This window comes from Fusobacterium ulcerans ATCC 49185, assembly GCF_900683735.1.
Lineage (GTDB): Bacteria > Fusobacteriota > Fusobacteriia > Fusobacteriales > Fusobacteriaceae > Fusobacterium_A > Fusobacterium_A ulcerans_A.
Genome location: NZ_LR215979.1, coordinates 1,828,865 through 1,853,137 on the forward strand (window position 1 = coordinate 1,828,865; position 24,273 = coordinate 1,853,137).

General features: G+C 29.9%; 22 protein-coding genes. 4 read left to right on the forward strand and 18 right to left on the reverse strand.

The genetic code is table 11. From position 1 onward, the window contains the following. Nucleotides 1–28: 28 nt before the first annotated feature. From E0E45_RS08240 to E0E45_RS08325, 18 genes are all read right to left on the reverse strand, one after another. Nucleotides 29–3,103: an EAL domain-containing protein gene (locus E0E45_RS08240; RefSeq protein WP_130890732.1), complete on the reverse strand. Its 3,075-nt coding sequence runs from the start codon at nt 3,101–3,103 to the stop codon at nt 29–31. Nucleotides 3,104–3,217: 114 nt separating this feature from the next. Next, a complete protein-coding gene (locus tag E0E45_RS08245; protein WP_130890733.1) occupies nt 3,218–3,508 on the reverse strand; it encodes a cysteine-rich small domain-containing protein in 291 nt (96 codons plus the stop codon). Nucleotides 3,509–3,656: 148 nt separating this feature from the next. Next, complete coding sequence (gene sfsA / locus E0E45_RS08250; protein WP_130890734.1) at nt 3,657–4,385, reverse strand: DNA/RNA nuclease SfsA; 729 nt, start codon at nt 4,383–4,385, stop codon at nt 3,657–3,659. Nucleotides 4,386–4,450: 65 nt separating this feature from the next. Continuing rightward, nucleotides 4,451–4,861 carry an RrF2 family transcriptional regulator gene (locus E0E45_RS08255; RefSeq protein ID WP_130890735.1) on the reverse strand — a complete coding sequence of 137 codons (411 nt, stop codon included), beginning with the start codon at nt 4,859–4,861 and terminating at the stop codon, nt 4,451–4,453. Between the two features lie 106 nt (nt 4,862–4,967). After that, nucleotides 4,968–5,828: a DUF1385 domain-containing protein gene (locus tag E0E45_RS08260; RefSeq protein WP_172604228.1), complete on the reverse strand. Its 861-nt coding sequence runs from the start codon at nt 5,826–5,828 to the stop codon at nt 4,968–4,970. Nucleotides 5,829–5,890: 62 nt separating this feature from the next. Then, nucleotides 5,891–7,405, reverse strand: coding sequence for a PP2C family protein-serine/threonine phosphatase (locus E0E45_RS08265; RefSeq protein WP_130890737.1), 1,515 nt, complete (start codon nt 7,403–7,405; stop codon nt 5,891–5,893). Further along, complete coding sequence (locus tag E0E45_RS08270; protein WP_130890738.1) at nt 7,405–8,397, reverse strand: hypothetical protein; 993 nt, start codon at nt 8,395–8,397, stop codon at nt 7,405–7,407. Before E0E45_RS08270 ends, E0E45_RS08265 begins: the two co-directional genes overlap by 1 nt. A gap of 13 nt (nt 8,398–8,410) precedes the next feature. Next, nucleotides 8,411–10,186 carry an excinuclease ABC subunit UvrC gene (gene uvrC / locus E0E45_RS08275; protein WP_232044160.1) on the reverse strand — a complete coding sequence of 592 codons (1,776 nt, stop codon included), beginning with the start codon at nt 10,184–10,186 and terminating at the stop codon, nt 8,411–8,413. A gap of 8 nt (nt 10,187–10,194) precedes the next feature. Continuing rightward, nucleotides 10,195–11,049: an RNase adapter RapZ gene (gene rapZ, locus E0E45_RS08280; RefSeq protein WP_130890740.1), complete on the reverse strand. Its 855-nt coding sequence runs from the start codon at nt 11,047–11,049 to the stop codon at nt 10,195–10,197. 238 nt (nt 11,050–11,287) lie between these two features. Continuing rightward, nucleotides 11,288–13,000: an arginine--tRNA ligase gene (gene argS / locus E0E45_RS08285; RefSeq protein ID WP_130890741.1), complete on the reverse strand. Its 1,713-nt coding sequence runs from the start codon at nt 12,998–13,000 to the stop codon at nt 11,288–11,290. Between the two features lie 365 nt (nt 13,001–13,365). Next, the gene (aspS, locus tag E0E45_RS08290; protein WP_130890742.1) at nt 13,366–15,153 is read right to left on the reverse strand and encodes an aspartate--tRNA ligase; all 1,788 of its coding nucleotides are present in this window, start codon (nt 15,151–15,153) and stop codon (nt 13,366–13,368) included. Nucleotides 15,154–15,180: 27 nt separating this feature from the next. Then, complete coding sequence (hisS, locus tag E0E45_RS08295; protein WP_130890743.1) at nt 15,181–16,428, reverse strand: histidine--tRNA ligase; 1,248 nt, start codon at nt 16,426–16,428, stop codon at nt 15,181–15,183. A gap of 17 nt (nt 16,429–16,445) precedes the next feature. Further along, nucleotides 16,446–17,675, reverse strand: a complete 1,230-nt coding sequence (locus E0E45_RS08300) for a replication-associated recombination protein A (RefSeq protein ID WP_130890744.1) — start codon at nt 17,673–17,675, stop codon at nt 16,446–16,448. A gap of 65 nt (nt 17,676–17,740) precedes the next feature. Beyond that, complete coding sequence (gene secG / locus E0E45_RS08305) at nt 17,741–17,965, reverse strand: preprotein translocase subunit SecG (protein ID WP_005976631.1); 225 nt, start codon at nt 17,963–17,965, stop codon at nt 17,741–17,743. 86 nt (nt 17,966–18,051) lie between these two features. Next, complete coding sequence (locus E0E45_RS08310; protein ID WP_130890745.1) at nt 18,052–18,792, reverse strand: DUF4253 domain-containing protein; 741 nt, start codon at nt 18,790–18,792, stop codon at nt 18,052–18,054. Between the two features lie 159 nt (nt 18,793–18,951). After that, nucleotides 18,952–20,259 carry a PhoH family protein gene (locus tag E0E45_RS08315; RefSeq protein WP_130890746.1) on the reverse strand — a complete coding sequence of 436 codons (1,308 nt, stop codon included), beginning with the start codon at nt 20,257–20,259 and terminating at the stop codon, nt 18,952–18,954. Between the two features lie 89 nt (nt 20,260–20,348). Next, nucleotides 20,349–21,275, reverse strand: a complete 927-nt coding sequence (locus E0E45_RS08320; RefSeq protein ID WP_130890747.1) for an NAD(P)/FAD-dependent oxidoreductase — start codon at nt 21,273–21,275, stop codon at nt 20,349–20,351. Nucleotides 21,276–21,295: 20 nt separating this feature from the next. Next, nucleotides 21,296–21,919, reverse strand: a complete 624-nt coding sequence (locus tag E0E45_RS08325) for an MBL fold metallo-hydrolase (RefSeq protein WP_172604229.1) — start codon at nt 21,917–21,919, stop codon at nt 21,296–21,298. Nucleotides 21,920–22,153: 234 nt separating this feature from the next. On the opposite strand from E0E45_RS08325, the gene E0E45_RS08330 reads away from it, so the two are divergent. The 4 genes from E0E45_RS08330 (at nt 22,154) to E0E45_RS08345 (ending at nt 24,216) form a co-directional block, all read left to right on the forward strand. Continuing rightward, nucleotides 22,154–22,612, forward strand: a complete 459-nt coding sequence (locus tag E0E45_RS08330) for a tRNA (cytidine(34)-2'-O)-methyltransferase (RefSeq protein WP_130890749.1) — start codon at nt 22,154–22,156, stop codon at nt 22,610–22,612. Between the two features lie 8 nt (nt 22,613–22,620). Next, nucleotides 22,621–23,007, forward strand: coding sequence for a VOC family protein (locus E0E45_RS08335; RefSeq protein ID WP_130890750.1), 387 nt, complete (start codon nt 22,621–22,623; stop codon nt 23,005–23,007). A 58-nt stretch (nt 23,008–23,065) separates the two neighbouring features. After that, complete coding sequence (locus tag E0E45_RS08340) at nt 23,066–23,548, forward strand: YbaK/EbsC family protein (RefSeq protein WP_130890751.1); 483 nt, start codon at nt 23,066–23,068, stop codon at nt 23,546–23,548. 281 nt (nt 23,549–23,829) lie between these two features. Beyond that, on the forward strand, nt 23,830–24,216 hold the full coding sequence (locus tag E0E45_RS08345; protein ID WP_130890752.1) for a MerR family transcriptional regulator: 387 nt from the start codon (nt 23,830–23,832) through the stop codon (nt 24,214–24,216). The last annotated feature ends 57 nt before the right edge of the window (nt 24,217–24,273 follow it).

The following is a 24,273-nucleotide window of genomic DNA, read 5'->3' on the forward strand; positions in this document are numbered from 1 at the left end:
ATAAAACAGCAACTTCTTGATCTTAATATCAATTCCTATCAATTAAAAAATTTTCAAATATATTGTTTTTGGGCTGAGGTTTTCCAAAATAATATCCTTGTATATAATCTATTTTTAAATTACTTACAAGATCAAATTCCTCTTTAGTTTCAATTCCCTCTAGACATACTTTAATATTTACTGCATGACAAATTCTTGTAATAAACTCAATAAAAGTGATATCAAATCTACTTTTTAGTATATCCTTTACAAAAGCACGATCTATTTTTACTATATTAGCAGGAACCTGTTTTAGTATACCAAGTGAAGAATATCCCGTTCCAAAATCATCCATTGCTGTTTTTATTCCAATATCTTTCATTTGACTGTACATTTCATGCAATGTTTCAATACTCTTAATTATACAGCTTTCTGTCAATTCCAAAATAATATTTTCAGGTGGAATCTTTTCTTCTGTAATTATAGTTTTTACATCATTTAAAAAATTTTCATCTAAAAGTTGTATAAAGGAACAATTTACACTCACAGTGATATCTTTATTATATTTCAACATTTCCTTACAAGCCTTTGCAGCTTCTTTCATTACCCATTTACCAACTGGGATTATTAAGCCGCTTTCTTCTAATATTGGAATAAATTCATTAGGAGAAACACTCCCAAACTTTTCACATTTCCATCTTAACAAAGCTTCTACACCTTTTAGTTCTGTAGTTTTAGAAAATACCTGTGGTTGATAGTATACTTCAAATCCTTCAAATCCATTTTCTATACTTTCTCTGATATGACGAAGTATTTCTAAGAAACGCGATTTATGCTCCAATATCTCATTAGAGAAAAATACTATTCTATCTTTTCCACTCTTTTTTGCATATTGCAATGAATAGTCTGTATATTTATATAATTCTTGATATTTATTTCCATCTTGTGGATAAAGAGAACATCCTGCAGAAATGGTTACAAATGTTTTTGATCTTTCAAAAAGCTGCTGACGAGAAAATTTCATTTTTATTTTATCATATATATTCTGCAGTTCATCTTGATCTGTATTTTCTACTAAAATACCAAATTGATCTCCATCCAATCTATAAGCTAAAGCATTTCTTGGAAGAGATGACTGAATTATCTGAGCTGTCATTTTTAAAATTCCATCTCCAAATTCTCTATCATACATTTCATTTACCTGTTTGAAATCATCTATTCCTAAAATCATCATTCCAATAGTTTCCACAGCATAATTTTTAACTTTTTCTTCAAAAGATTTAGAAAACTCATTTATATTTAATAATCTTGTTACAATATCAATTTTATTTTGTTTTCCCAGTAATGTCATTATCCCAGCAAAAATACTTGGTTTTCCAACTTCATCACGCATTAAATGCCCTCTGCATTTAAGCCATACATATTCTCCATCTTTATTTTTAGCTCTAAATTCTACAAGATGATAATCTGTCTGATCTTCTCCTATCTCCATATTAGATTGATAAAATTTTTCCCAATCATCTTCATGAACTATATTTTTCCAGAGATAAATTGGATCTTGGACTATTTCAGAAGGAAGATTAAACATTTCTACCATTGCAGGGGTATATTTAAATCTACCTGTTTTCATATTACATATATAAATAAAATCATCTGTACTCATTACTAAAGCTTCATATAAAAGGTCCTTATCATATATAAAATCTTTTTCAGTTATGGCAAATTTAGTATTGTTTATTTCACCAGAATCATCTATTTTATTTTTATGATATTTCAATTTTTGAAAATAAAGTTTTTTGTCAGCTTTTGCTATAACATCATTTTCAAAAATTTCTTCTTCAGGCTTAGTTTCTACAGTTCCAAAACAGAAAGAAAACTCAAATTCTTTTTTCAGTTCTTTCTTCTTTATTTTTAATTTATCTATACATCCAAACAGCAGTTTTATGACTTCTTTTTCACTTCTATCTTCAAAAACAACTATAAAATTATCTCCTTCTAATCTAAATATAAATTCTTTCTTGTTTAGATAGCTTTTTATCATTTTTATAGTTTCTATAATTGCTAAATCCCCTTCATTATGACCATATTTTTCATTGATCATTTTCAAGTCATCCATATCTACAGAAGCTACTACTAAACTCTTCTTATTTTTCTTAGCTTCCTGAATAGATTTAGCCATTTCAACTTTTCCAGCTCTCCAGTTCAAAGCATCATTGCATAAAATATCTTGAATAACATTTTGCTTCAAAGCAATTGTATCAGTTATATCAGTAGATTCTTGAAAATGGACGATAGAACCATCTATCCATCTTATTAAACTGTCATAATTTTCATATGTTTTTCCTGTTATAGCTCCATTTTCTCTCCATATCATACTTGATTGTTCATCCTTTTTTTCTAGAAGCTTTGGTATAGGACAGAAATCACATCTCTTGCTCATACCTTTCTGGAGAATTTTCCAACACTTTTCTCCTTCTGGTTCAGCAATATTATAGCTTTCTTTCATCTTTTTATTCATAAATAATATTTTATCATTTTTTATATCTGTTACATAAAGATTTGTATTCATGTTATCCAAAATTTCATTGAATATCCAAGATTGTATAAAAAATTTATCATATTTTAATTTACTTGTATAATATATCTCCATAATTAAAGAAAAGGTTTTTAATAAGGTAGTTTCTTCTTTAGTCCAATTTCCATTTTCTTTTTTTCTTCCAACCAGTATTCCACCAATGCAAAAATCTTCCTGAATATTTTTTACAGGAAGAAACATAAAGCTATTTTGTGCTGTATTTTTTATCTTATATATTTTTTCATTACTATCCAAGAAAAGATACTCTTTAGCCTTCATAGACTCTTCAAATAACTTAAAAAGATTATTATATAAAAATTTTTTCATTGTAGTATTGTTTATATCACAATCATTCCAAAAAAAATCACTTCTAATCTCTTTTCTTTCATTTAATATAATTACATTAAGCAAAGAAATATCGCATTCTTTCTTTAAATCTTCTAACATTTTTAGCTTTTCTGAATATGCATATTCATCTTTTTTTAACATTTTTCCCAAATTCAAAAAAGCTTTATACACACTTTCTGTTTTTAAGTTTCCCAGATTCATATTACCACCTATATTGAATAGTCACCTTTATTACTTTCTTCCCAATAAGCTAATGTATTCTCTACAATTTAGTTGTTGAAAATACTGTTTTTATTTTATTTATCAATTTTTTTACTATTTGTCTTCTTTCTTTTTCTTTTCTAAATATTCATTCTGTACTCTTTCTATTACATCAAGCATCTTCTTTTGAATATGAGCATATCCAACCTCTTTAATATGAGGAAGAGTACAGTTTGAACAATCTTTTATTCCATGAGGAGTATATTTAAAATTTCCTCCACATTCTTCTCCCATCATATATAAAGGACAGTAGCAGAACATACAGTTGAAGTCTTCTATATTCTTTATTTCATGACATGGAAAAAATTCACATTCTTTATGATGTATAAATTTATAATTATTCATTGAAAATACCTCCTATTTACTTCTTACCTTAACTATAACCTTTTTAAGTGATTAAATCAAGAAAAACATTCCTATAAAATGCTTTTTAATACAATATTTAATAATTTTTTTATTTCTTCATATGAATATAAAAAGTCATCTTTTAACTCTATCTTTCTTCTTTTGAGAGTATTTTAATTTCTTTTTTCTCATACATTATCTTTCCATCTTTCAAAAAAAATTGAACTGGATATATTTCTACTCCTTTCTCCATAGCTTCATAGAATAATTCTGAAAATTTCGGATCAGTTTCCCATTTAGGTCTGAAAGTATCTGCTTCTCTAAAAACAAGAAGAAGCACTGCTGCTCTATCTCCACTTTCTTTTAATTTGATCAATTCTTTTAAATGTTTTTGAGCCCTTGTACTTGGAGCATCTGGGAACATTGCCTTTTTATTTAATGAAAGTGAAACTCCTTTTACTTCTACCCAGATTTTTTTATTATCTTTTTCAATAAGATAATCTATACGACTATCTCCATATTTTACTTCAGCTTTTATATTAGTATAATCTTCAAAGGGAGATAAGCTTTTGTCTCTTAAAAACTTTTCCGATATATACCTGTGATAAGATGAATTAATTAAAATATCTTCTTTATCATCTGATAATGCTGATATTACATCCCATTGAGTTTTTCTTTCGCTTCCATCTTTAGCTTTTTTTATCCCCACACTGTTACCCAGAAAAAGAAGCTCTCTTATCCTTCCTGAATCATGAACATGGCATGTTACAATGTTATTATCTGCAAGTTTAATATTTGCCACAAATCTATTTGGTCTTTCTACAAACTTTCCTCTTTTATCTATTCCTATTTCATAAATTAATTTTCCATATCTCATATACTTATCTCCTAATGTAAAACAAGGCTGACCAAATTTAGCCAGCCTTTGTTTCTGATTTTTTATTAATACTTTCCATCTGCTAAATCTCTAAAGTTTACATCTTGTAATCTAGATATAAATTGAGATTCTATATCTTTTAATACTCTATGCACTCCACAGTTTCCTTTTCTTAAAGTACAGCTTTCTGGGGATTCTAAACAATCTTTGATACAGATATCACCTTCAATTGATTCTATTGCATCTTTTAAAGTTATTTCACTGCTGTCTTTTTTCAATTTATACCCACCTTTAGCACCTTTGAAAATTATAACAAGATCAGCTTTCTCTAATTTTTTAAGTATTCTCAAACTAAATAAATGAGGAATTTCTTCCTTCTCTGAAATTTCATTTGAGGATATAATTCTATTCTCTCCATTTATTGTTAAATACAGTAGTATTCTAAATACATATTCAATTTCATTCTTTAGTCTCATTTTAGTCTCCTATGGTTCTATAAGTAAATTTATATACTGATTTTTGCACACTATACCTCATAATTATATCATACTAGTTGCATAATAACAATAATTTTTCTTTGTCTTATCCTTCAACTTCAGTAGCATTTTCTACTTCTTCACCCAAAGCAGCCTTTATTGCTACAATAGCAACTTCTAATTGCGATAAATCAGGTTCTTTTGTGGTAATTCTTTGTAGAGATAACCCTGGGAATGCTAAAGCTCTCACCCATATTTTATCTAAATGATTACTGCTATATCTCTGTATTTCATAAGATATTCCAGCTATAAGGGGCATTAATATTACTCTTAATACTACTTTTATTATTATTCTTTCTATTCCATTTGCTGGAACTGGCAGTATAAAATCCATACATGAAAATACAATAATTGATATAAGCATTACTATCAATAGAAAACTTGTCCCACATCTTGGGTGAAGTGTTGTAAATCCTTTTGCATTTTCTGGTGTAAGTTCCATTTTATTTTCATAAGCATAAATAGATTTATGCTCTGCTCCATGATATTCATACACTCTTTTTACATCTTTTGAAAATGATATTACCCATATATAAAAAACAAAAAATGCAAGTCTTAATACTGCTTCTAGTAAATTAGAATATATTCTATTATCTGCAAAAACAAAACTGCTGATAAGAGATGGGAATACTACAAATAACCCTATTCCTAGCCCCAACGATACCACTGTTGTCATTACTGCTTCTTTTTGTGATAGTTGTTTTTCCTCTTCTTCTTCTGACTGATTTGCAGAGAATGTAAGTTCTTTTATACCTAATACCAAAGCATCAAATAAAGTCACTGCCCCTCTCACAAAAGGTATTTTTGCAAGTTTATTTCTTTTTCCACCTACTTTTATTTTCTTATATACTATTTCTCCTGAGGGTTTTCTTACTGCTGTTGCCAGCCATTCAGGACTTCTCATCATTACACCTTCAATGACTGCCTGCCCTCCTATGCTAACTCTTTCTGCCAATTTTATCACCTTTCTTAAAAATTATTTTTAAGTATAACAAATGTCAAATCATCAACCTGTTCGTAGTCTCCTCTGAATTTATTTAATTCTTCAAGAATAGCTGTTTTTATCTCTTCAGGTCTTTTTAATTTATTTTGATAAACTACTTCTTTAAGTTTATTTATACCAAACATATCTTTATTTTTATTTTCTGCTTCATTTATTCCATCTGTATAGAAGATTACTATATCTCCCTTACTTAATTTAATTTCACCTTGTTTATATTTATATTCCTTCAAAAATCCAATTGCAACCCCTTTTACTGTATGAAGTTCCACAGTATCAGTTTCTGCTCTGTATATTACTAAAGGATTATGTCCTGCATTTGAGTAATGCAGAGTTTTTGTATTTTTATTATATTTACTGTGCATCATTGTAATAAACATATCTTCTGTTATATCTGGATATATTATTCTGTTCAACTCATTCAGATTTTCATCTGGCCCTGTGTCACCTGTTATTGTTAAAGTTTTTAATACTGATCTTCCTAAGGCCATAAGAAATGCTGCTGGAACCCCTTTACCACTTACATCTGCTATTGTTATAGAGAAAGTATCGTTATCAAGAATAGTGTAGTCATAATAATCTCCACCTATCTCTTTTGCAGGTTCAAAGTAATTTGCAATCTCCAGTCCAAAAACTTCATCAATATCTTCTGGAAGTATTTTCTTTTGAATTCTTGCTGCAACTTCCAACTCATTTGACATTCTTTCTTTAACAATAAGATCAGAATATATCTGAGCATTATTTATTGCTATGGAAACTTGTATCACAAGAGCCGATATAGTTTCTTCATCTAAATCAATAAGCTTATTTTTATCTTCAATGACATAAATAACTCCGAGTTCTTTACCCTTTACTACCAGAGGTGAAATAACAACTACTTCGTCCTTTTGTACTGCAAATCCTACTGACAGCTCTTCATATATTTTCTTAAAATCATTTCTTGTATATTCTTTCAATATCTCTTCTGGGTACGAAATTTCCCCTTTAAATTTTATTGCTCCCTTTATTCTTTTATTTTTCAATTTACCATTTTCCCAAAGATAAAGGGATATTCTCTTTGCTCCTGTAAGTACAAAATATGCATCAAGAATTATATTAATAATTTTATCTACTTCGAGTATAGAAAGCACTGCTCTGGAAAGAGAATTCAAATTAGACAAGTTTTCAACCCTTCTCTCCAGTATGTGATTACTATATTCCAACTGAGTTGATTTTGTAACAAGTGCATCATATGTAACTTCCAGCTCTTTTCTGTATTCTCTTAATTCCTCTATGGAATTTTCCAATTCTAATTCCTGTTTAATTATTTTGTTCAATGTTTCTGTATATTCATCTTTTAGTATATCTGGAATGTCCTCTATATCTTTCTTAGCTCTCAGGCTTGTAAGTATCCTGATTATATCTCCAAAATGTTCCTTCTCCTGTCTTTTTAAAACATAAAAAAATAGTATTAACAACAGAATCAGAAAAAATATATATAACATTAATTGATCCTCCATTGAGTGTTCCCATTTTCAATCTTTAAAATATCTCTTCCTCTTTCATTTTCCTTAACACTTGCTTTTTTTAAAATTACTTCTTTAGGTTTTATTACTTTAAAATTTTTCAAATCTTTTATTTTTAACCCTTTTTCTTCACTCTCCAGATTCTCCACAAGTGATGTTGGATCAGCAATATTTATGATACGTACTCCAAATTCATAATCTTTTATATTTTCAGTAATCATTCCCTCAGTCAGAACTATTTTATCAGATATAAGCGTTTCCCAAATAGCTTTTTTCAAAATAATTACTGGAGATAAAATACTCTCCTCTTTTTCAAAAGTGTTGTCTGTATATAGCGGAAGTCCAGTTTTTCCAGCTTCCTCTATATTAGAGCTATTAACCTCTATGATAAAATCATTTTCTATTGGCTCAAAAGTTTTTGATATCATTTTTCTATTTTCATATATTTCTTCTACCATTTTCATCTTATCAAGTTCTGTATAATAGTTGGCAGGATTGTAATCATTTTCTCTCTTTAAGTAACTTAGCCAGTAATATACCTGTTTATTTAGGTATTCCTGAAAAATCCCTGCATTTTCTGGATAATCTACATTTATTTTTGAAGATATAAATTCTTTTTCATCCTCTGTCAGTTCAGAAGCAGGTTTATAATAAATTTTTTCTGCCTCTCTAACATCTCTTTTTCCTATATTTTTTATATCTTGGTACAACTCAAAAGGTATTATCAGATTTATGTCTTTGTTATGAGCTACCATCTTTGACATAAGAATGCTGAATTTTTCATAAAAAGCATCTCTGTCTGAAGGTGTTTCTGGATAATCAAGTCTGTATATTTTAAGCGTATATTCTCCTTTTGGCATTTTGTTTGCAAATTCTACAACTTGACTTTCATCTCTCCTTGCAACAAGTTTTTGACATCCAGCTAACAGCAACATAGCTAGTAAAAATACTGCAAAAGCATTTCTCTTCATCATTTCCTCCAGTTTACTTTTTTCTTAATTTTTCCAAAATATTCTCAGCAACATTTCTAGGTACAAACCTTGAAAGCGTTTCTACATCTTCTTTTACTATTTTTGATACTGATCCAAATTCTTTTAAAAGAATAGCTTTTCTCTTTTCTCCTATACCTTCTACTTCGTCTAATTCAGAAGAGAGAACTCTTTTGCTTCTAAGCTTTCTATGATATGTTATACCAAACCTATGTGCCTCATCTCTTACTCTTTGAAATATTTTCAATGCTTCTTGATCCTTTGAAAAAACATATGGTATATTTTCTCCATATTTATATACTTCTTCATCTCTTTTAGCTAAGCTGAGAAGATCTGATATACCATCCTTACCCAATTCTCTAAAAACTTCTCCAGCAGCATTTATCTGTCCTAAACCTCCATCTATAAGTATTATATCTGGAAATTCATTTTCTGGAAGTTTTCCATAACGTCTTGTTATTACTTCTCTCATCATTGCAAAGTCATCTGGTGTATCTTTACAAGTAATTTTAAATTTTCTGTAGTCCTGTTTTGAAGCTTTACCTTCTACTGATACACTCATTGAAGCAACTGCATCTTTTCCTTGGATGTTAGATATATCAAAACACTCAATTTTTCTAGGATATCTTTTTAATTCTAAAGTGGTATACAGCTTGTAAAGCCCTTCTTCTACAACAGATTTCTTTCTGTAATAGTTTTCTATATCTCTTGTCAGATTAAGTTCTCCCATTTCCAAAAGTTCTTTTCTTCTGCTTTTAATTTTTGGAAAAAAGAATTCTATTTTTTTATTTTTAACCTTTTCTAAAGCTTCAAGTATTCTCCTGCTTTCATTTTCATATTCACTTGAAAACACTATATTTTGAGGTATCGGATGTTTATTATAAAATGCCATTACAACTACTTCAAGTATGTTTTCATATATTTTATCTTTTAAATCTATATTTGTCGAGATTTTTCCCAAAATTTTACCATCTCTCACATTTAAGACACAAAGAAATACTCTGTTATTTTCTTCTTTTATGTTGAATATATCCTCATCCAATTCTTTTCCATATTCAGTTACTTGATTATTTACAGTATTTTCTATTTCTTTTATCTGCTCTCTATACATTATTGCTTCTTCAAACTTCATGTCTTCAGAAGCCTTTTCCATTTTATTTTTTAATTCTTCTATTACACTTCTTCCCTGTCCTTTTAAAAGCTGCTTAGCCCCATTGACAAGTTCATCATATTCTTCTTTTATATTTTTGTAAGTACATGGTCCAGGACACATCTTCATAAAGTATTTAAGACATGGTCTTGTATATACTTTATTCATATCTCTGTTGCAGTCTCTGATTTTAAATATTTTTATAATATTTTTTTTCAGATTCCATCCCCCTTGAGGATATGGACCAAAATACATTCCAGTCTTAGTATCAAGCGCCCTTGTAGTCCTGATCATCTTAATATTTGGAAATGTTTCTCTGCTGATTCTTATATATGGATATGTCTTTTCATCTTTTAAAGCTATATTATATTTAGGGCTATACTTTTTTATAAGGTTATTTTCAAGGACAAAGGCATCTATTTCACTATTACATATGATAAATTCTATATCTTCTATATTTTTTACTAATTCTCTAGTTTTTTCACTTTCATGCTCTCTATTGAAATATGAAGACACTCTATTTTTTAAATTTTTAGCTTTTCCTACATAAATTATTTTACCATTTTTTTTCATTAGATATACTCCTGGATTTTCAGGTATATCTATCTTTTTAATATCTATTTTACTTTCTACCAATTTCCTCTCTCTTTCTCTCTATGGCTGATATATACATTCAGTTTATCTTTTTTAGAAAGTTCTTTGTATAATAAAGAAGCTAAAGTTACTGAACGATGTTTACCTCCACTGCATCCTATACCTATAGTCAAGTGCTTCTTTCCTTCTTTTATATAATTAGGGATCAGAAATTCCATCAAATCTAAAAGTCTTGAAGCAAATTCCTGTGATACATTATATCCCATTACATAAGAAGACACTGCTTCATCTTCCCCTGTTTTCTCTTTTAATTCTTCTACATAGTATGGGTTAGGAAGAAATCTCACATCAAAAAGAAGATCAAGATCAATAGGAATCCCATATTTAAATCCAAATGACTGTACATGGATATTTATATCTTTTGTTTCTCCATCTACCATCAATATTTCTTTAACTCTCTCTGACAGCTCTTTAGGTTTTATATAACTTGTATCTATTATCCCAGTTGCTGCCTCTCTTATAGAAAACATTATCTCTCTTTCTTTTTGAATACTTTCTAAAAGTGTATCAGCTTCTAATGGGTGTTTTCTTCTAGTTAGGTTATATCTATTAAGTATGATTTCTTCAGAAGCTTCAATAAAAATAAGGGAATAATCAATATCTGCTTTTTTCATTTCATCTAAGAGATGAAAAAGCTCATCTGCCTTTTTAAACGAACGTATATCTATCCCTAATCCTAATTTTTCAATAGAAGTATTAATAAAAAAACTTCCTACTTCACAGGGAAGATTATCAACAACATAATATCCCATATCTTCCATAGTATTTAATGCTGTTGTTTTTCCTGCTCCGCTTAATCCAGTTACTATTACAATTTTATTTTTCCCCATACCTTCACCATACTTTTTATTTGATATTTTTTAATCCTTAGAATTTAATTTTTTCTGTACAACAATTCTCTTCTATTCTTATTATATCACAAAAACAACATTCTTTACATTTTTAACCTTTTTTTCTTTTATCAGTACAAAAAAATGACTTAGATTTTAATTCTAAGCCATTTCTTTTTTTTTCAAAACACCTTCTATTTTAAAAATAGAAAAGTAAATCAAGTTTATAGAATTCTCTCTACATTCTGTCTAAAGTTTTTATTCCAAGCAAAGATAACCCATCTTTAATAGTTTCTCCTGTTATCTTAGCTATAAGTGCCCTTGAATATAAAATATCATCTTCTTGGTTTAAGATTGGACAGCTGTTATAGAAACTATTAAATTTCTTAGAAAGTTCAAATAGGTAATCTGCAATTATATTAGGCTTAAATGTTTCAGAAGCTTTCAATACAGCCATTGGGAATGCTGCTATATGATCTGCTAATGCTCTTTCCAGTTTATCTTCTATTTTTATCTCTTTATCATAATTTATAATTTTCCCTTCGCTTTCAGCCCTTCTTAATATAGATTGGATTCTTGCATAAGAATATTGAAGATAAGGAGCTGTATTTCCTTCAAAAGTCAATATTTTATCCCATTCAAATATAATAGGACTTTGTCTGTTCTGAGAAAGATCAGCATATTTTATTGCTCCTACTCCAACTATTTCTGCAATTTGATCTTTTTCTTCCTCTGATAGATTAGGATTTTTCTCTTGTACTATGTCATAAGCTCTCTTTTTTCCTTCATCCAGAAGTTGTTCAAGTCTTATTACATTTCCTTTTCTAGTTGAAAATACTCCATCAGCAAATCTCATTATACCAAACCAAATGTGATGTTTTTCCACATTCCATCCAAGCATATCTGTAATTCTGAAGAATTGCTTAAAATGGTCCTGCTGTCTTTCATCTGTAAGATATATAAGTTTATTTATTTTATAAGTATCTCTTTTAAATTTAATAGTGGCTATATCAGATGTTGAATAAAGGAAGGCTCCATCTTTTTTCTGTACTATACATGGAAAAAGATTTTCTTCTTCTGGGAAAAATACAACCTTTGCCCCATCATCTTCTACTGCTAATCCTTTTTCTACAAGTTCTTCCACTACCCCCTGCATCATAGGATGATAGAAAGATTCTCCATAGTATGTATCAAAATGAACATCTAATCTTTTATAAAGTTTATCATACTCATCTAATGATACTTTTATAAATTCTTTCCATAGAGCAAAATTTTCTGCATCTCCATCTTGAAGTTTTTTTAGTTCAAGTCTTGCTTCCTCTTCAAGCTCTGGATCAGTTTCAGCCAGCTTAGAAAACTCTACATAAACTCTTTCTAACTCTTCAATAGGATTTTCCTTGTAAGCTTCTTTATTCAGCCATCTTCTGTATCCAATGATAAGTTTCCCAAACTGTGTTCCCCAGTCACCTATATGATTATCAGCTATCATATGGTATCCTAAATATTTATAAATTCTTGTAATAGAATCTCCTATTATTGTTGATCTTAAATGCCCTATATGCATTCTCTTAGCTATATTGGGAGAAGAAAAATCTATTATTACATCTCCATCTCTGTTTAAGAAAGAAAAATCATATTCCTCTGTTCTTGATTTTTTTAAAAGCTCTCCTAGATATTCACTTTTTAAAAATATATTGATAAATCCGGGTCCTGCTATTTCTAATTTTTCTATAACATTATTTTCTTCAAGATTATCAAGAACCTCTTGAGCTATATCTCTTGGTTTTTTTCCGATTATTTTAGAATTCATCATTGCAAAATTTGTTTGGAAATCTCCATATTTCTCATTTGTAGCAACTGATATTTCTACTTTTTTTGTTTCTTTTTCACTATATAATTTTTTTATTGTATTTTCAAAAATTTTTGCTATCTCTCTATCTATGATAAGCACTATTCCACCTCGCATTTTATTTACTTGCCTTCAAAATATTAATCAAATAAAAAAGGGACATAAAGTCCCAAAAGAATAACTCCAACCTACCGCCTTCAGTACGGTTTTAGTCGCCAAAACCAAAAGTGGCAGTCAGATATATATAGCATACAGAGTCCGTAAAACAACTTAAGCTTTAAGATGATCGTGACTTTGCTGAGTTACTATATACAGCGCCAACCCCATGACGACATTAGGCCCAAAACCTCGTGAAAATAGCGAGTAGGTCAGAAACATTTATTCTTATAATGGAATTATATCATTATTTTATTTTTTTTTCAACATTTTAAAGTTCTTTTTTATCCAATAATTCGTTTTTTCTATAATTATTGATTTTTTTCTTCTACATAAGTACTCTTTAGGTATAATTCTTCCAACTGCCCTTCATCTACCCCACCAGGAGCTTCTGTCATCAGACATTGCCCTTTATTTGTTTTAGGGAATGGAATAACATCTCTTATTGAATTTTCTTTAAGCATTACCATCAGCCATCTATCTAATCCAAATGCAAGTCCTCCATGAGGTGGTGCTCCATATTTAAATGCATCTAAGAAGAATCCAAACTTAGTTTTAGCTTCTTCAGGTGTAAGCCCTAATCTGTCAAATACTTTAGATTGAATTTCTGGATTGAATATTCTGATAGAACCTCCACCTATTTCAAACCCATTAAGTACCATATCATATGTATTAGTTCTGATATTTTCAGTTTGTCCATTTAAGAAAGCATTTAAATCTTCATCTTTTATTGAAGTGAATGGGTGATGTTCAGCTTTATATCTTTGTTCTTCTTCGTCATATTGGAACATAGGGAAATCTACTACCCATAGAAACTTAAATTCATCAGGATTAATAAGATTAAACTCTTTTCCTATTCTAGTTCTGATAGCTCCTAAAGCTCCATATACTATTTTTGCTTTGTCAGCTATAATAAGGATGATATCTCCTTTTACAGCTCCTGTTGTTTCTACAATAGCTTTCATTTCATTTTCTGAAAGGAATTTAGCTATTGGAGAATTTATACCTTCTTCAGTTATTTTGATGTAAGCCATTCCTTTAGCACCAAAATATCTCTTAGCATGCTCTTCATATTCTCCAATTATTTTTCTAGAGAATCTCTCTGCTCCCTGAGGTGCAACTACAGCTTTTATTATTCCACCATTTGCTGCCGTTTCTTGGAAAGCTTTGAATCCAGAATTTCTTACTATTTCAGTTAAATCTTTAAGTTCTACACCAAATCTAATATCTGGTTTATCAGAACCAAATCTCGACATTGCTTCTGCATAAGGCATTTTTTGGAAAGTATAGTTAACCTCTTCCCCAGTAATTGCAGTAAATACATCTTTAGCAAGCCCTTCAATAGTTCTCATTACATCATCCATAGTCACAAAAGACATCTCAATATCCAATTGTACAAATTCAAATTGTCTGTCTGCTCTAAGATCTTCATCTCTGAAACATTTAGCTAATTGGAAATATCTTTCTATTCCACCAATCATTAATAATTGTTTAAATAATTGTGGTGATTGAGGAAGTGCATAAAAATCCCCTGGACTTATTCTGCATGGAACTAAGAAATCTCTAGCTCCTTCTGGAGTAGATTTTGTAAGCAAAGGAGTGTCTATATCTAAGAATCCTTCTTTATCCATATAGTTTCTTATTGCCATAATCATTTTATGTCTCATTTTAAGGTTATGAAGCATCCTTGATCTTCTGATATCAAGGTACCTATATTTCAATCTGATATTTTCATTAAGATTATCATCTATTCCTGAAATTTGGAAAGGAAGAACATCACAGCTGTTTAATACTGTAAGCTCCTTAGCAAAAATTTCTATATCCCCTGTAGGCATATTTGGATTTTTACTTTGTCTTTCTTTTACTTCTCCAACTATTCTTATAACTGATTCATTTTTAAGTTTTTGAGCTTGTTCAACTACTTCTTTTGGAGCTACATCTATATCAAAGATAACTTGTGTTTTTCCTTCTCTATCTCTCATATCCACAAAAGTCAATCCTCCAAGGTCTCTCTTTGTGTCTACCCAACCAGAAAGAATAACTTCCTGTCCTATATTTTCTTTTCTCAATTCACCTAAATTATGAGTTTTATAAATCATAACTATCCTCTCCTTAAAATTTTTCCTCTATCTAGATTCTTTAATTATTTCCATTGCTTTTTCAAATGATAATTCTTCCTGAGTTCTATTAGTAAAATCTTTTAAAAGAACTGTTCCTTTATTAATTTCATCTTCTCCAGCTATTATGCAATATTTTACTCCCAGCTTATCAGCTTTTTTCATGTGTGATTTCATTCCTTTAGAATTAAAATCTACAAAAGTTTTTATTCCTGCATCTCTCAATACCTTAGTTATTTTAATACCAAAATCTTTAACTTCATCTCCAAGCCATGCTACATATACATCAGGACTATTGCTAGGATATTCTTCCAGTAACATCATCATTCTCTCCACTCCAGCGGCAAACCCTACTGCTGGTATATCTTTATCTCCTAACTGTTTCAGAAGATTATCATATCTTCCTCCTCCTAACACAGTTCCCTGTGCTCCAAGTTTGTTAGTAACTATTTCATAAACTGTACTTGAATAATAATCAAGCCCTCTTACTAATTTTGAATCTTCAACATATTTTATTCCAAAAATATCAAGATATTTTTTTACTTCTTCATAATGAGCTCTCTCCTCTTCTGTAAGAGAGTCTATTATACTAGGAGCTTCTTTTGTAAGCTCTTTACATTTTTCTATTTTACAGTCAAGAACTCTTAGAGGATTTTTCTCCATTCTCATTTGGCAGTCTTCACATAGCTCCTCTTTAATAGGATTAAGGAAATTTAACAGTTTCTCTCTGTACTGTGTACGAGAAGCTGTTGTTCCAACTGAGTTAATATGAACTTCGAGATCGCTTATTCCTAATTTTTCGAGAAGTGTATAACTCATTGCTATTACTTCTGCATCTAATATAGGAGAACTTTCTCCTAATACTTCTACTCCTATCTGATTGAATTCTCTCTGCCTTCCAGCTTGTGGCCTCTCATACCTGAACATTGATCCATTATAATAATATCTTGTTACATCTTCTTTTCCATAGATACCATTTTCAAGATATGATCTTACTACTGATGCAGTATTTTCTGGTCTTAGAGTTATACTTCTTTCTCCTCTGTCTTTGAATGTATACATCTCTTTCTCTACAACATCAGTTCCTTCTCCAATTCCTCTTTTGAATAGATCAGTTTCTTCAAATATAGGAGTTTTTATATATGTATACCCATAACTTTCAAATACTTCCTGAGCCATTTTAGATATATATGTATATTTTACTGCTTCTTCTCCATAGATATCTCTAGTTCCTCTAACAGCTTTAATAAGCTTCATTATTCTCACCTCTTATATTATTTTCCCCATAGTTTTTCCATTTTTTCTTTTATAAGTTTCTCATTTTTATTATCCCCTGGTATATAGTACTCTCTTTTTTTAGCAGTATAATTCTGTTTTACAAAGTTTCCTGTATAGTCATGAGGATATTTGTATCCTTTTGCATTATGGCATATAGTCAAAGGAACTGTTTCCATATCACCTTTTTCAATATCTTCCATTGCTTTATTTATTCCCATGTAGCATGAATTACTCTTTGTAGATATAGAAAGATATATTACTGCCTGAGCAAGTATTATCTTTACTTCTGGCATACCTATTTTCTCACTCGCTGCCATTGCACTGCTGGCTACAAGCATGGCTTCAGGATTTGCCATTCCTATATCTTCACTGGCATGTATCATTACTCTTCTTGCTATATATCTTGGATCTTCTCCTCCATGTAAAAGACGCCCTAACCAGTAAAGAGCTGCATCTGGATCACTCCCTCTCATGCTCTTAATCAAAGCAGAAATGAGATTATATTTATCTTCTGCTTTATGATATGAAGATTGCCTTTGTCTGAATATTTCTAATACTTCATTATCTTCTAAGTCCATACAGCTATTCTGATAAAGCTCCAAGTAATTTATTGCTATTCTGCTGTCCCCTTGTGAAATATCCAGTATACACTCTATTATTTCTTTGGATATCTTTTCTTCCAGCCCTATATATTTAACCCCTCTTTCAAGTATCTGTTTGATATTCTCTCTGCTCAAAGGCTTAAATTCAAATATCATTACTCTTGATAACAAGGCATTGTTTAGACTGTAATAAGGATTCTCTGTAGTAGCTCCTATAAGAGTCAGTATTCCTGACTCACAATAAGAAAGAAGTGCATCCTGCTGAAGTTTGTTGAATCTATGTATCTCGTCTAAAAACAGGATAGTTTTTTTTCCATAAAATTCAAGATTTTTCTTGGCTTTCTCTACAATCTCACGCAAATCATTAAGACTGGCAACTGTTGCATTTAGAGTTTCAAAGTTACTGTCCAGAGTTTTAGAAATTATCTCTCCCAATGAACTTTTCCCACATCCTGGAGGTCCAAAAAAAATAGAATTTGATATGCTCTGTTTCTCTATTAATTTTCTTAAAACTCCACCTTTTCCCAATATTTTTTCCTGACCTATAAAGTCATCTAAACTGGTAGGTCTAAGTCTTAGGGCCAAAGGTTTTATTTTATCATAGTTACTTTCAAATAGATTCATCTCATCACAACCATTTTATTTTTTGACAAAAAAAGCGTATTGATATAACAATACGCCTCTTCCTTCTATTTTACTAAGTATAATAAAAGTGCACTGACAATAAATAGTACCGCAACTACTTGAGTTGCCTTAGCTAAAGGCCCACCGTCTTTTGATATTCCAAACACAGTATTTGAAGCTCCCATTCCCATGCTTGCTGACATTCCGTGGCTCCTATCAGGCTGTATAAGCACTAATATTATAAGCGCTATCGCAAATATAAAAAGCATTATTGTAAATAATGTTTCCATAGCTCTCCTCCTAAACTTCTTCTCTTATATTAAATACAATAAATTATATCACAGATAGTTAAAATATTAAAGTATAAACTTTTATTTTAATCCCACCAGAAATACCACACATGAGAATTTCTTAAACAGCTTGCAAGAGAGCGAATATCCCCACATCCCTGCATAACTATATCATAACAAAAAGCAAACTGCTCTTCTGCTAATTCTTCAAGTTCCCCATTTTCTTTTAAAGGTTCATCTACATACAGTTCCCAATTATCATATGTCACTGCTCCTGGCACAACACCATATTTTTCATACCAAAATTTAAATACTGCTGCCTGTTCTGCTGGTGTTGGACAGTCATTAAACCCACCCATAGGAAGCCATACTGCTGCTTTCCAAGGTTCACTTTCAGGTATTTTTACTATTACAACTTCTGGAAATGGAATTCCATTAGCTTCTGCAAATGTTATAAACTCATTAGATGGCTCACTGTACTTAAAATTTCCAGTTACATCATCTTTATCATGCATATCACTGTATTCATCAAAACGTTCTTTCAAAAATTCAGCTACATCTATACTTTCAGCTTCTTCTAAAGCTTTTTCGCGAAATTCTTCTATACCTTTTTGGGATTCTTCTACATCATAATCTTCATATACAAAACTAAGAGTCTCTGCTAATATGTCATTTGGAACTATTACCAATGGAGTGAAATTTTCTTTCCTTCCTATCTCTTTCAATTCTTTATATCTGTCCATTATTACACTGCTGTCTTCTTCGTTTTCAAATATTTCATACTTACAATTTAAAAATCTCAGTATCTCTCGGCAATCACTAGTCATTTTTTCCTCCTGAAACTTTTTTATATATGTAGTAATTATACAATAGAATTATAAATTTGTCTTAAAAAAATATTGATTTTTAAGTGTCTTTTTATTCTTAAATAATTAAGATAAAGGAAAAGGCAGTCAAATTGACTGCCCTAATATTTTATATTTATTCTATAATAATTTTGCTGCTATTTCAGCAAGTTTTGATCTTTCACCTTTTTTCAAAGTAACATGTCCTACAATTTCTTCACCTTTCAGTCTGTCAGCTAAATATGTCAAACCATTTGTATTAGAGTCAAGATAAGGATTATCTATCTGCTGAGGATCACCAGTAAAGATCATCTTAGTATTTTCTCCTGCTCTTGTAACTATAGTTTTTATTTCCAATGGAGTAAGATTTTGTGCCTCATCAACTATGATAAGTCCTCTTGGTATACTTCTTCCTCTGATATATGTCAATGCCTCTATTTTCAATATCCCCATAGCTTCCAAGCCTTCTACAACTTTTTCTCCAGTTTTATCATCTTTAGCTTCACTTAAAAAATCTATGTTATCAAAAATAGGCTGCATCCATGGTTTTAATTTTTCTTTTTCACTTCCTGGTAAATATCCAAGATCTTTACCCATAGGAATTATAGGTCTTGCTATTAATAATTTTTTATATTTTTTTCTTTCAACTACTAATTCAAGTCCTGTTGCTATTGCTAGAAGTGTCTTTCCTGTTCCAGCTCCTCCTACAAGAGTAACTATCTTTATATTTTCATCCATTAAAAGATCCATAGCAAATCTTTGCTCATCATTTCTAGCTCTAAGTCCCCATGCACTACTATCTCCAAGAAGAAACTTTTTAATTTTTCCATTCTCATATCTTCCAGTAAGTATATTTCCCTTGCAATTTAATTTAAAGAAACAGTTTGGAGTAGGAACAATATCCTCTCTCCCTAAATCTGCAAAATCCATCTTGCCATTTTTTTCATATTGTCCAAAAGTTTTACTGTCAACTTCTACTTCAAAAAATCCATCATATAACTCTGTATAATCAACTTTATCTGTTGAGTAATCTTCTACTTCCAATCCTAAAGCATCAGCTTTTATTCTCATATTTATATCTTTTGTTACTATTATAACTCTTTTATCTGGATTTTCTTTCTTTATTCCCAATGTAACTGAAATAATATAATTATCTACAACATCTTTTTTTAAAACTTCTGGAAGAAGTTTCATATCATTTTTTATTTCAACTCTAAAAAATATATCATTTTTTAGTTCTACACCTTTGAAAAGACTTCCCTCTTTTCTAATTTCATCTAGAACTCTTGAAGCTAGTCTAGCTTGAATAGCTGTATTCTGATTTCTTTTAAGCTTATCTATCTCTTCTATAACATAGATAGGCAGAATAACATCATTACCTCTAAAATTATAAATACAATAAGGATCATGAATAAGTATATTGGTATCTAGTATGAATGTCTTTCTCATATGCAATCAGCTCCTTTTTTAAAATCCTATTCAGGACTACATTTCAGCTTATTATAAGATACCAGACTTTTTTTAAATTTCCTCTTTTTTTATTTCTTTTTTAGAATTTCCTTAATAGCTTCCATAGCAGCAATAGTCCCATCAGCAACAGCAGTTGTAACTTGTCTCACCACTCCTGATCTTATATCTCCTATTGCATACATTCCTTCTACATTAGTCTTCAATCCATCTTTTGTTATAATATTACCTTGGTTATCTAATTGAGCAAATTCTCCATACATCTCTGTATTATTTTTAGTTCCTAAGTAAAGAAATGCAAAGTCAGATGGGTAATTTTTTATCTCTCCATCTTTTTCTATTACAAGCTCCTCTACATATTCTCCACCTTTTATTTCAAGAAGTTTTGCATCTGTTATTATCTCCACTTTTCCAGAAGCAGTCAAAGCATCTAAAGTGTCCTTATGGCATTTAAATTCTTTTTCATTCACAAATATTTTTATAGTTTTAGAAAATTTTGTAAGGAAAAGTGCTTCCTCTGCAACTTCTTCTCCCTGACCTAATAGAGATACATTTAGATTTTTAGTAAAAGCTCCATCGCAAGTAGCACAATATGATACTCCCTTTCCTAAAAATTCCTCTTCTCCCTTTAATTTTTTATTTCCATTTTTTCCAGTTCCTGTTGCTATTATTACAACTTTTGCTTTAAAATTACCTTTATCTGTTTTTACTATTTTACTTTCAGTATCTGAATACACATCAAAACCTAAAAGAGTTGCATTTAGGAATTTAGCTCCAAATTTTTCAGCCTGTTTTTTCATCAAAGCATAAAGTTCTTTTCCAGATATACCTTCTGGAAATCCTGGATAGTTGTCTATCTTATGAGCCATAAGAAGACTTCCTATACCTTCATTTTCAATTATTAATGTATTCAGTTTTGACCTTCCTATATATATCCCTGCTGTAAGACCTGCTGGTCCACCACCAATTATTATAACATCATATATTTTTTCATTCATATAAATAACCTCCTTAGTCTTTAGATTATTCCCTGCATAGATAGAAATTCTTTTTCCTCTCCTATAGATGTTTCATCACTATGTCCACTATATACTTTTGTATCACTAGGAAGTCTGCATAATTTTGCAAGGCTGTTAAAAAGCATTTCTCCACTGCTTGTAGGCAAGTCATATCTTCCATAACTTCTTCTAAACATAGTATCTCCAGAAATCAGCATTTTCGCTTCTGAGCAATAAAAACTTTTTGACCCAATTGTATGACCTGGAGTATCTAAAACTTTAAATTCTCCTACCATATCTCCTTCTTTTACTGTATGGAATTCTCCATTAAAAACAAAATTTACTCCTGTAATATATCTCATCAAATTCAATTCTGGTTCAGTAAGACAAGCTGCATCTTCTTTCCCTATGTATACTTCAACATTTGGATATTCTTCTATCAATCTATTTATTCCAGCAATGTGATCACCATGCCCATGTGTAAGAACTAAATATTTCAATGTAAGTCCATTAACTTTCAAAAAAGTTATTATTTTATCTATATTTTCTCCACCACAATCAAAAAGATAAGCATTTTTGTCATCGTTCCAAGTTAGATAGCAATTTGCCATCATTGAACCTAAGTAAAATGTTTTTATATTCATCATTTTTCAGTTTTCCTCCTTAAATTCTCAATAGAATTCATACCATATCTTTAATTATACTTCAGTTTCACTAATTTTGTCTACCTAAATTATCAATAACAACATATTATAGGTGTTTCCTCTTCCAAAAAAGCACATATTTCTCTTTTATCAGATATCTTTAAAAAGGGATACACTATTTTCATTCTTTGGTGTATAATCTACTGGTAAATATTTTATTTAGGAGGAAACAAATTGAATATAGTTTTATTATACCCTGAAATACCATATAATACAGGAAATATAGGAAGAAGTGCTGTACTTACTAATACAACTCTGCATTTAATCAAACCTCTTGGATTTTCTTTAGATGAAAAGCAATTAAAAAGAGCTGGACTTGATTACTGGCATCTTGTTGATTTAAAAGTATGGGAATCTTATGAGGACTTTATAACTGGAAATCCTAATGCCATAATATATTATGCAACTACTAAAACAAAGCAGAAATATACAGATATAAAATTTGGAAGAAATGATTTTGTTATGTTTGGTCCTGAATCAAGAGGAATCCCAGAAGAGATATTAAATAAAAATGCTGATCACTGCATTACTATTCCAATGATAGACATGGGACGTTCTCTAAACCTTTCCAACTCTGCTGCTATCATTTTATATGAAGCTTTAAGACAGACAGATTTTAATTTTAACAAATAGGAGAATTTATGCTTATTAATAAAATTCATCATATAGCAATTATCTGTTCAAACTATAAAAAATCTAAAGATTTTTATGTAAATATTTTAGGATTTAAAATTCTAAACGAAACATATAGAAGTGAAAGAAAATCATATAAACTTGATCTTGAAATAGCTGGAGAATATCAAATTGAACTTTTCTCTTTTCCAGCCCCTCCTGAAAGAATAACTTCACCAGAAGCTAGGGGATTAAGACATCTTGCTTTTGAGGTAGATGATATTGAAAATTCTGTAAAATATCTAAATGAAAAAAATATAGTTACTGAACCTATAAAAACAGATGAAATAACTGGTAAAAAATATACTTTTTTTAGAGATCCTGATAATCTTCCTTTAGAAATTTGTGAAAAATAACTTTAAATTTTTCTTTTTTTTTGGTATACTCATAGTTAAAATTAAGGAGATGATAGTTATGAGCGTTGAAAGTGTAAAAAAATTTTTTGAAGACAACAATCTTCCCTTAAAAGTTGAAGAAACAGAAGGAGATACTGCAACTGTAAAGACTGCTGCTGCAACTTGGGGAGTGGAAGAAGATCAAATTGCTAAAACAATGGGATACAAATTAAAAAGTGGAGAGTATATCCTTATTCTTACCAAAGGTGGAGCAAGACTTGACAACAGAAAATTTAAGGATAAATTTAAAGAAAAAGCTACTATGATTCCTCATGATGAAGTACTGGAAGCTACTGGTCATCCTATTGGAGGAGTTTGTCCATTTGGATTAAAAAGACCTTTAAAAGTCTATCTTGATAAGACTTTAAAAGAATTTGAAATAGTTTATCCTGCTGGAGGTTCTGATCATTCTGCTGTTAAAGTTCCTGTTGATATGTTGGAAAGTATAACTCAAGGAGAATGGGTAGATGTATGCAAGGACCCTGTTCCTGCTGAACAATAAAATAAAGATTTAAAGTCTAAACAGATAAAAATTTTAAATAATATAAAATTTTTAAACAGCTGAAGTTCTATATTCCATAGAGCTAAAGCTGTTTATTTTTTTACCAGCTTTCTTTAAATTATAAAATTTTACATAATTTCTATTTTTAAAATTCTTTTTTATTCTTTGCTGTAATTCTTTTCTATTTACTATATTTTTTAATTCATAGAAATAAAAAATAAAAAAATCTTGACCTAAAGTTAACTCTAGGTGCTAAACTATTATTAATAGGAGGTAATAATATGACAATTGCAGAGGTAAGTAAAAAATTTGAATTGACTATTGATACATTGCGTTATTATGAACGTATAGGTTTAATTCCTTCAGTTCCACGAACAAAGGGAGGAATCCGTGATTATGGTGAAAATGAATGCAACTGGATAGAATTTATCAAATGTATGAGAGGTGCTGGACTTCCTGTTGAAGCATTAATCGAATATGTTGGACTATTTCAACAAGGTGAAAAAACTATAGAAGCTCGTAAAGAAATTTTAACTGAACAGAGAAAACTACTGGCTGGAAGAATAGATGAAATGAAGCAAACACTTAATAGACTTGATTACAAAATTGAAATTTATGAGAAATGCGTTGTAAAAAATGAAAAAAATCTCAGAAAAAAAGATAGTTAAGCAATTAGAATGAAAATAAATACAGAAAACTTATCAAAATATAAATTGATTTTTAAT

Excerpts from the sequence above, each read along its gene's own strand:
- E0E45_RS08345 (WP_130890752.1), top strand. The coding sequence starts at position 23,830 with ATGACAATTGCAGAGGTAAGTAAAAAATTTGAATTGACTATTGATACA.
- E0E45_RS08300 (WP_130890744.1), bottom strand. The coding sequence starts at position 17,675 with ATGAATCTATTTGAAAGTAACTATGATAAAATAAAACCTTTGGCCCTA.
- E0E45_RS08270 (WP_130890738.1), bottom strand. The coding sequence starts at position 8,397 with ATGAAGAGAAATGCTTTTGCAGTATTTTTACTAGCTATGTTGCTGTTA.
- E0E45_RS08320 (WP_130890747.1), bottom strand. The coding sequence starts at position 21,275 with ATGAATGAAAAAATATATGATGTTATAATAATTGGTGGTGGACCAGCA.
- E0E45_RS08265 (WP_130890737.1), bottom strand. The coding sequence starts at position 7,405 with ATGTTATATATATTTTTTCTGATTCTGTTGTTAATACTATTTTTTTAT.
- E0E45_RS08310 (WP_130890745.1), bottom strand. The coding sequence starts at position 18,792 with ATGACTAGTGATTGCCGAGAGATACTGAGATTTTTAAATTGTAAGTAT.
- E0E45_RS08315 (WP_130890746.1), bottom strand. The coding sequence starts at position 20,259 with ATGAGAAAGACATTCATACTAGATACCAATATACTTATTCATGATCCT.
- E0E45_RS08260 (WP_172604228.1), bottom strand. The coding sequence starts at position 5,828 with ATGATGAGAAGTCCTGAATGGCTGGCAACAGCAGTAAGAAAACCCTCA.
- E0E45_RS08325 (WP_172604229.1), bottom strand. The coding sequence starts at position 21,919 with ATGAATATAAAAACATTTTACTTAGGTTCAATGATGGCAAATTGCTAT.
- E0E45_RS08340 (WP_130890751.1), top strand. The coding sequence starts at position 23,066 with ATGAGCGTTGAAAGTGTAAAAAAATTTTTTGAAGACAACAATCTTCCC.
- rapZ (WP_130890740.1), bottom strand. The coding sequence starts at position 11,049 with ATGGGGAAAAATAAAATTGTAATAGTAACTGGATTAAGCGGAGCAGGA.
- E0E45_RS08245 (WP_130890733.1), bottom strand. The coding sequence starts at position 3,508 with ATGAATAATTATAAATTTATACATCATAAAGAATGTGAATTTTTTCCA.
- E0E45_RS08255 (WP_130890735.1), bottom strand. The coding sequence starts at position 4,861 with ATGAGACTAAAGAATGAAATTGAATATGTATTTAGAATACTACTGTAT.
- sfsA (WP_130890734.1), bottom strand. The coding sequence starts at position 4,385 with ATGAGATATGGAAAATTAATTTATGAAATAGGAATAGATAAAAGAGGA.
- hisS (WP_130890743.1), bottom strand. The coding sequence starts at position 16,428 with ATGAAGCTTATTAAAGCTGTTAGAGGAACTAGAGATATCTATGGAGAA.
- E0E45_RS08240 (WP_130890732.1), bottom strand. The coding sequence starts at position 3,103 with ATGAATCTGGGAAACTTAAAAACAGAAAGTGTGTATAAAGCTTTTTTG.
- aspS (WP_130890742.1), bottom strand. The coding sequence starts at position 15,153 with ATGATTTATAAAACTCATAATTTAGGTGAATTGAGAAAAGAAAATATA.
- secG (WP_005976631.1), bottom strand. The coding sequence starts at position 17,965 with ATGGAAACATTATTTACAATAATGCTTTTTATATTTGCGATAGCGCTT.
- E0E45_RS08335 (WP_130890750.1), top strand. The coding sequence starts at position 22,621 with ATGCTTATTAATAAAATTCATCATATAGCAATTATCTGTTCAAACTAT.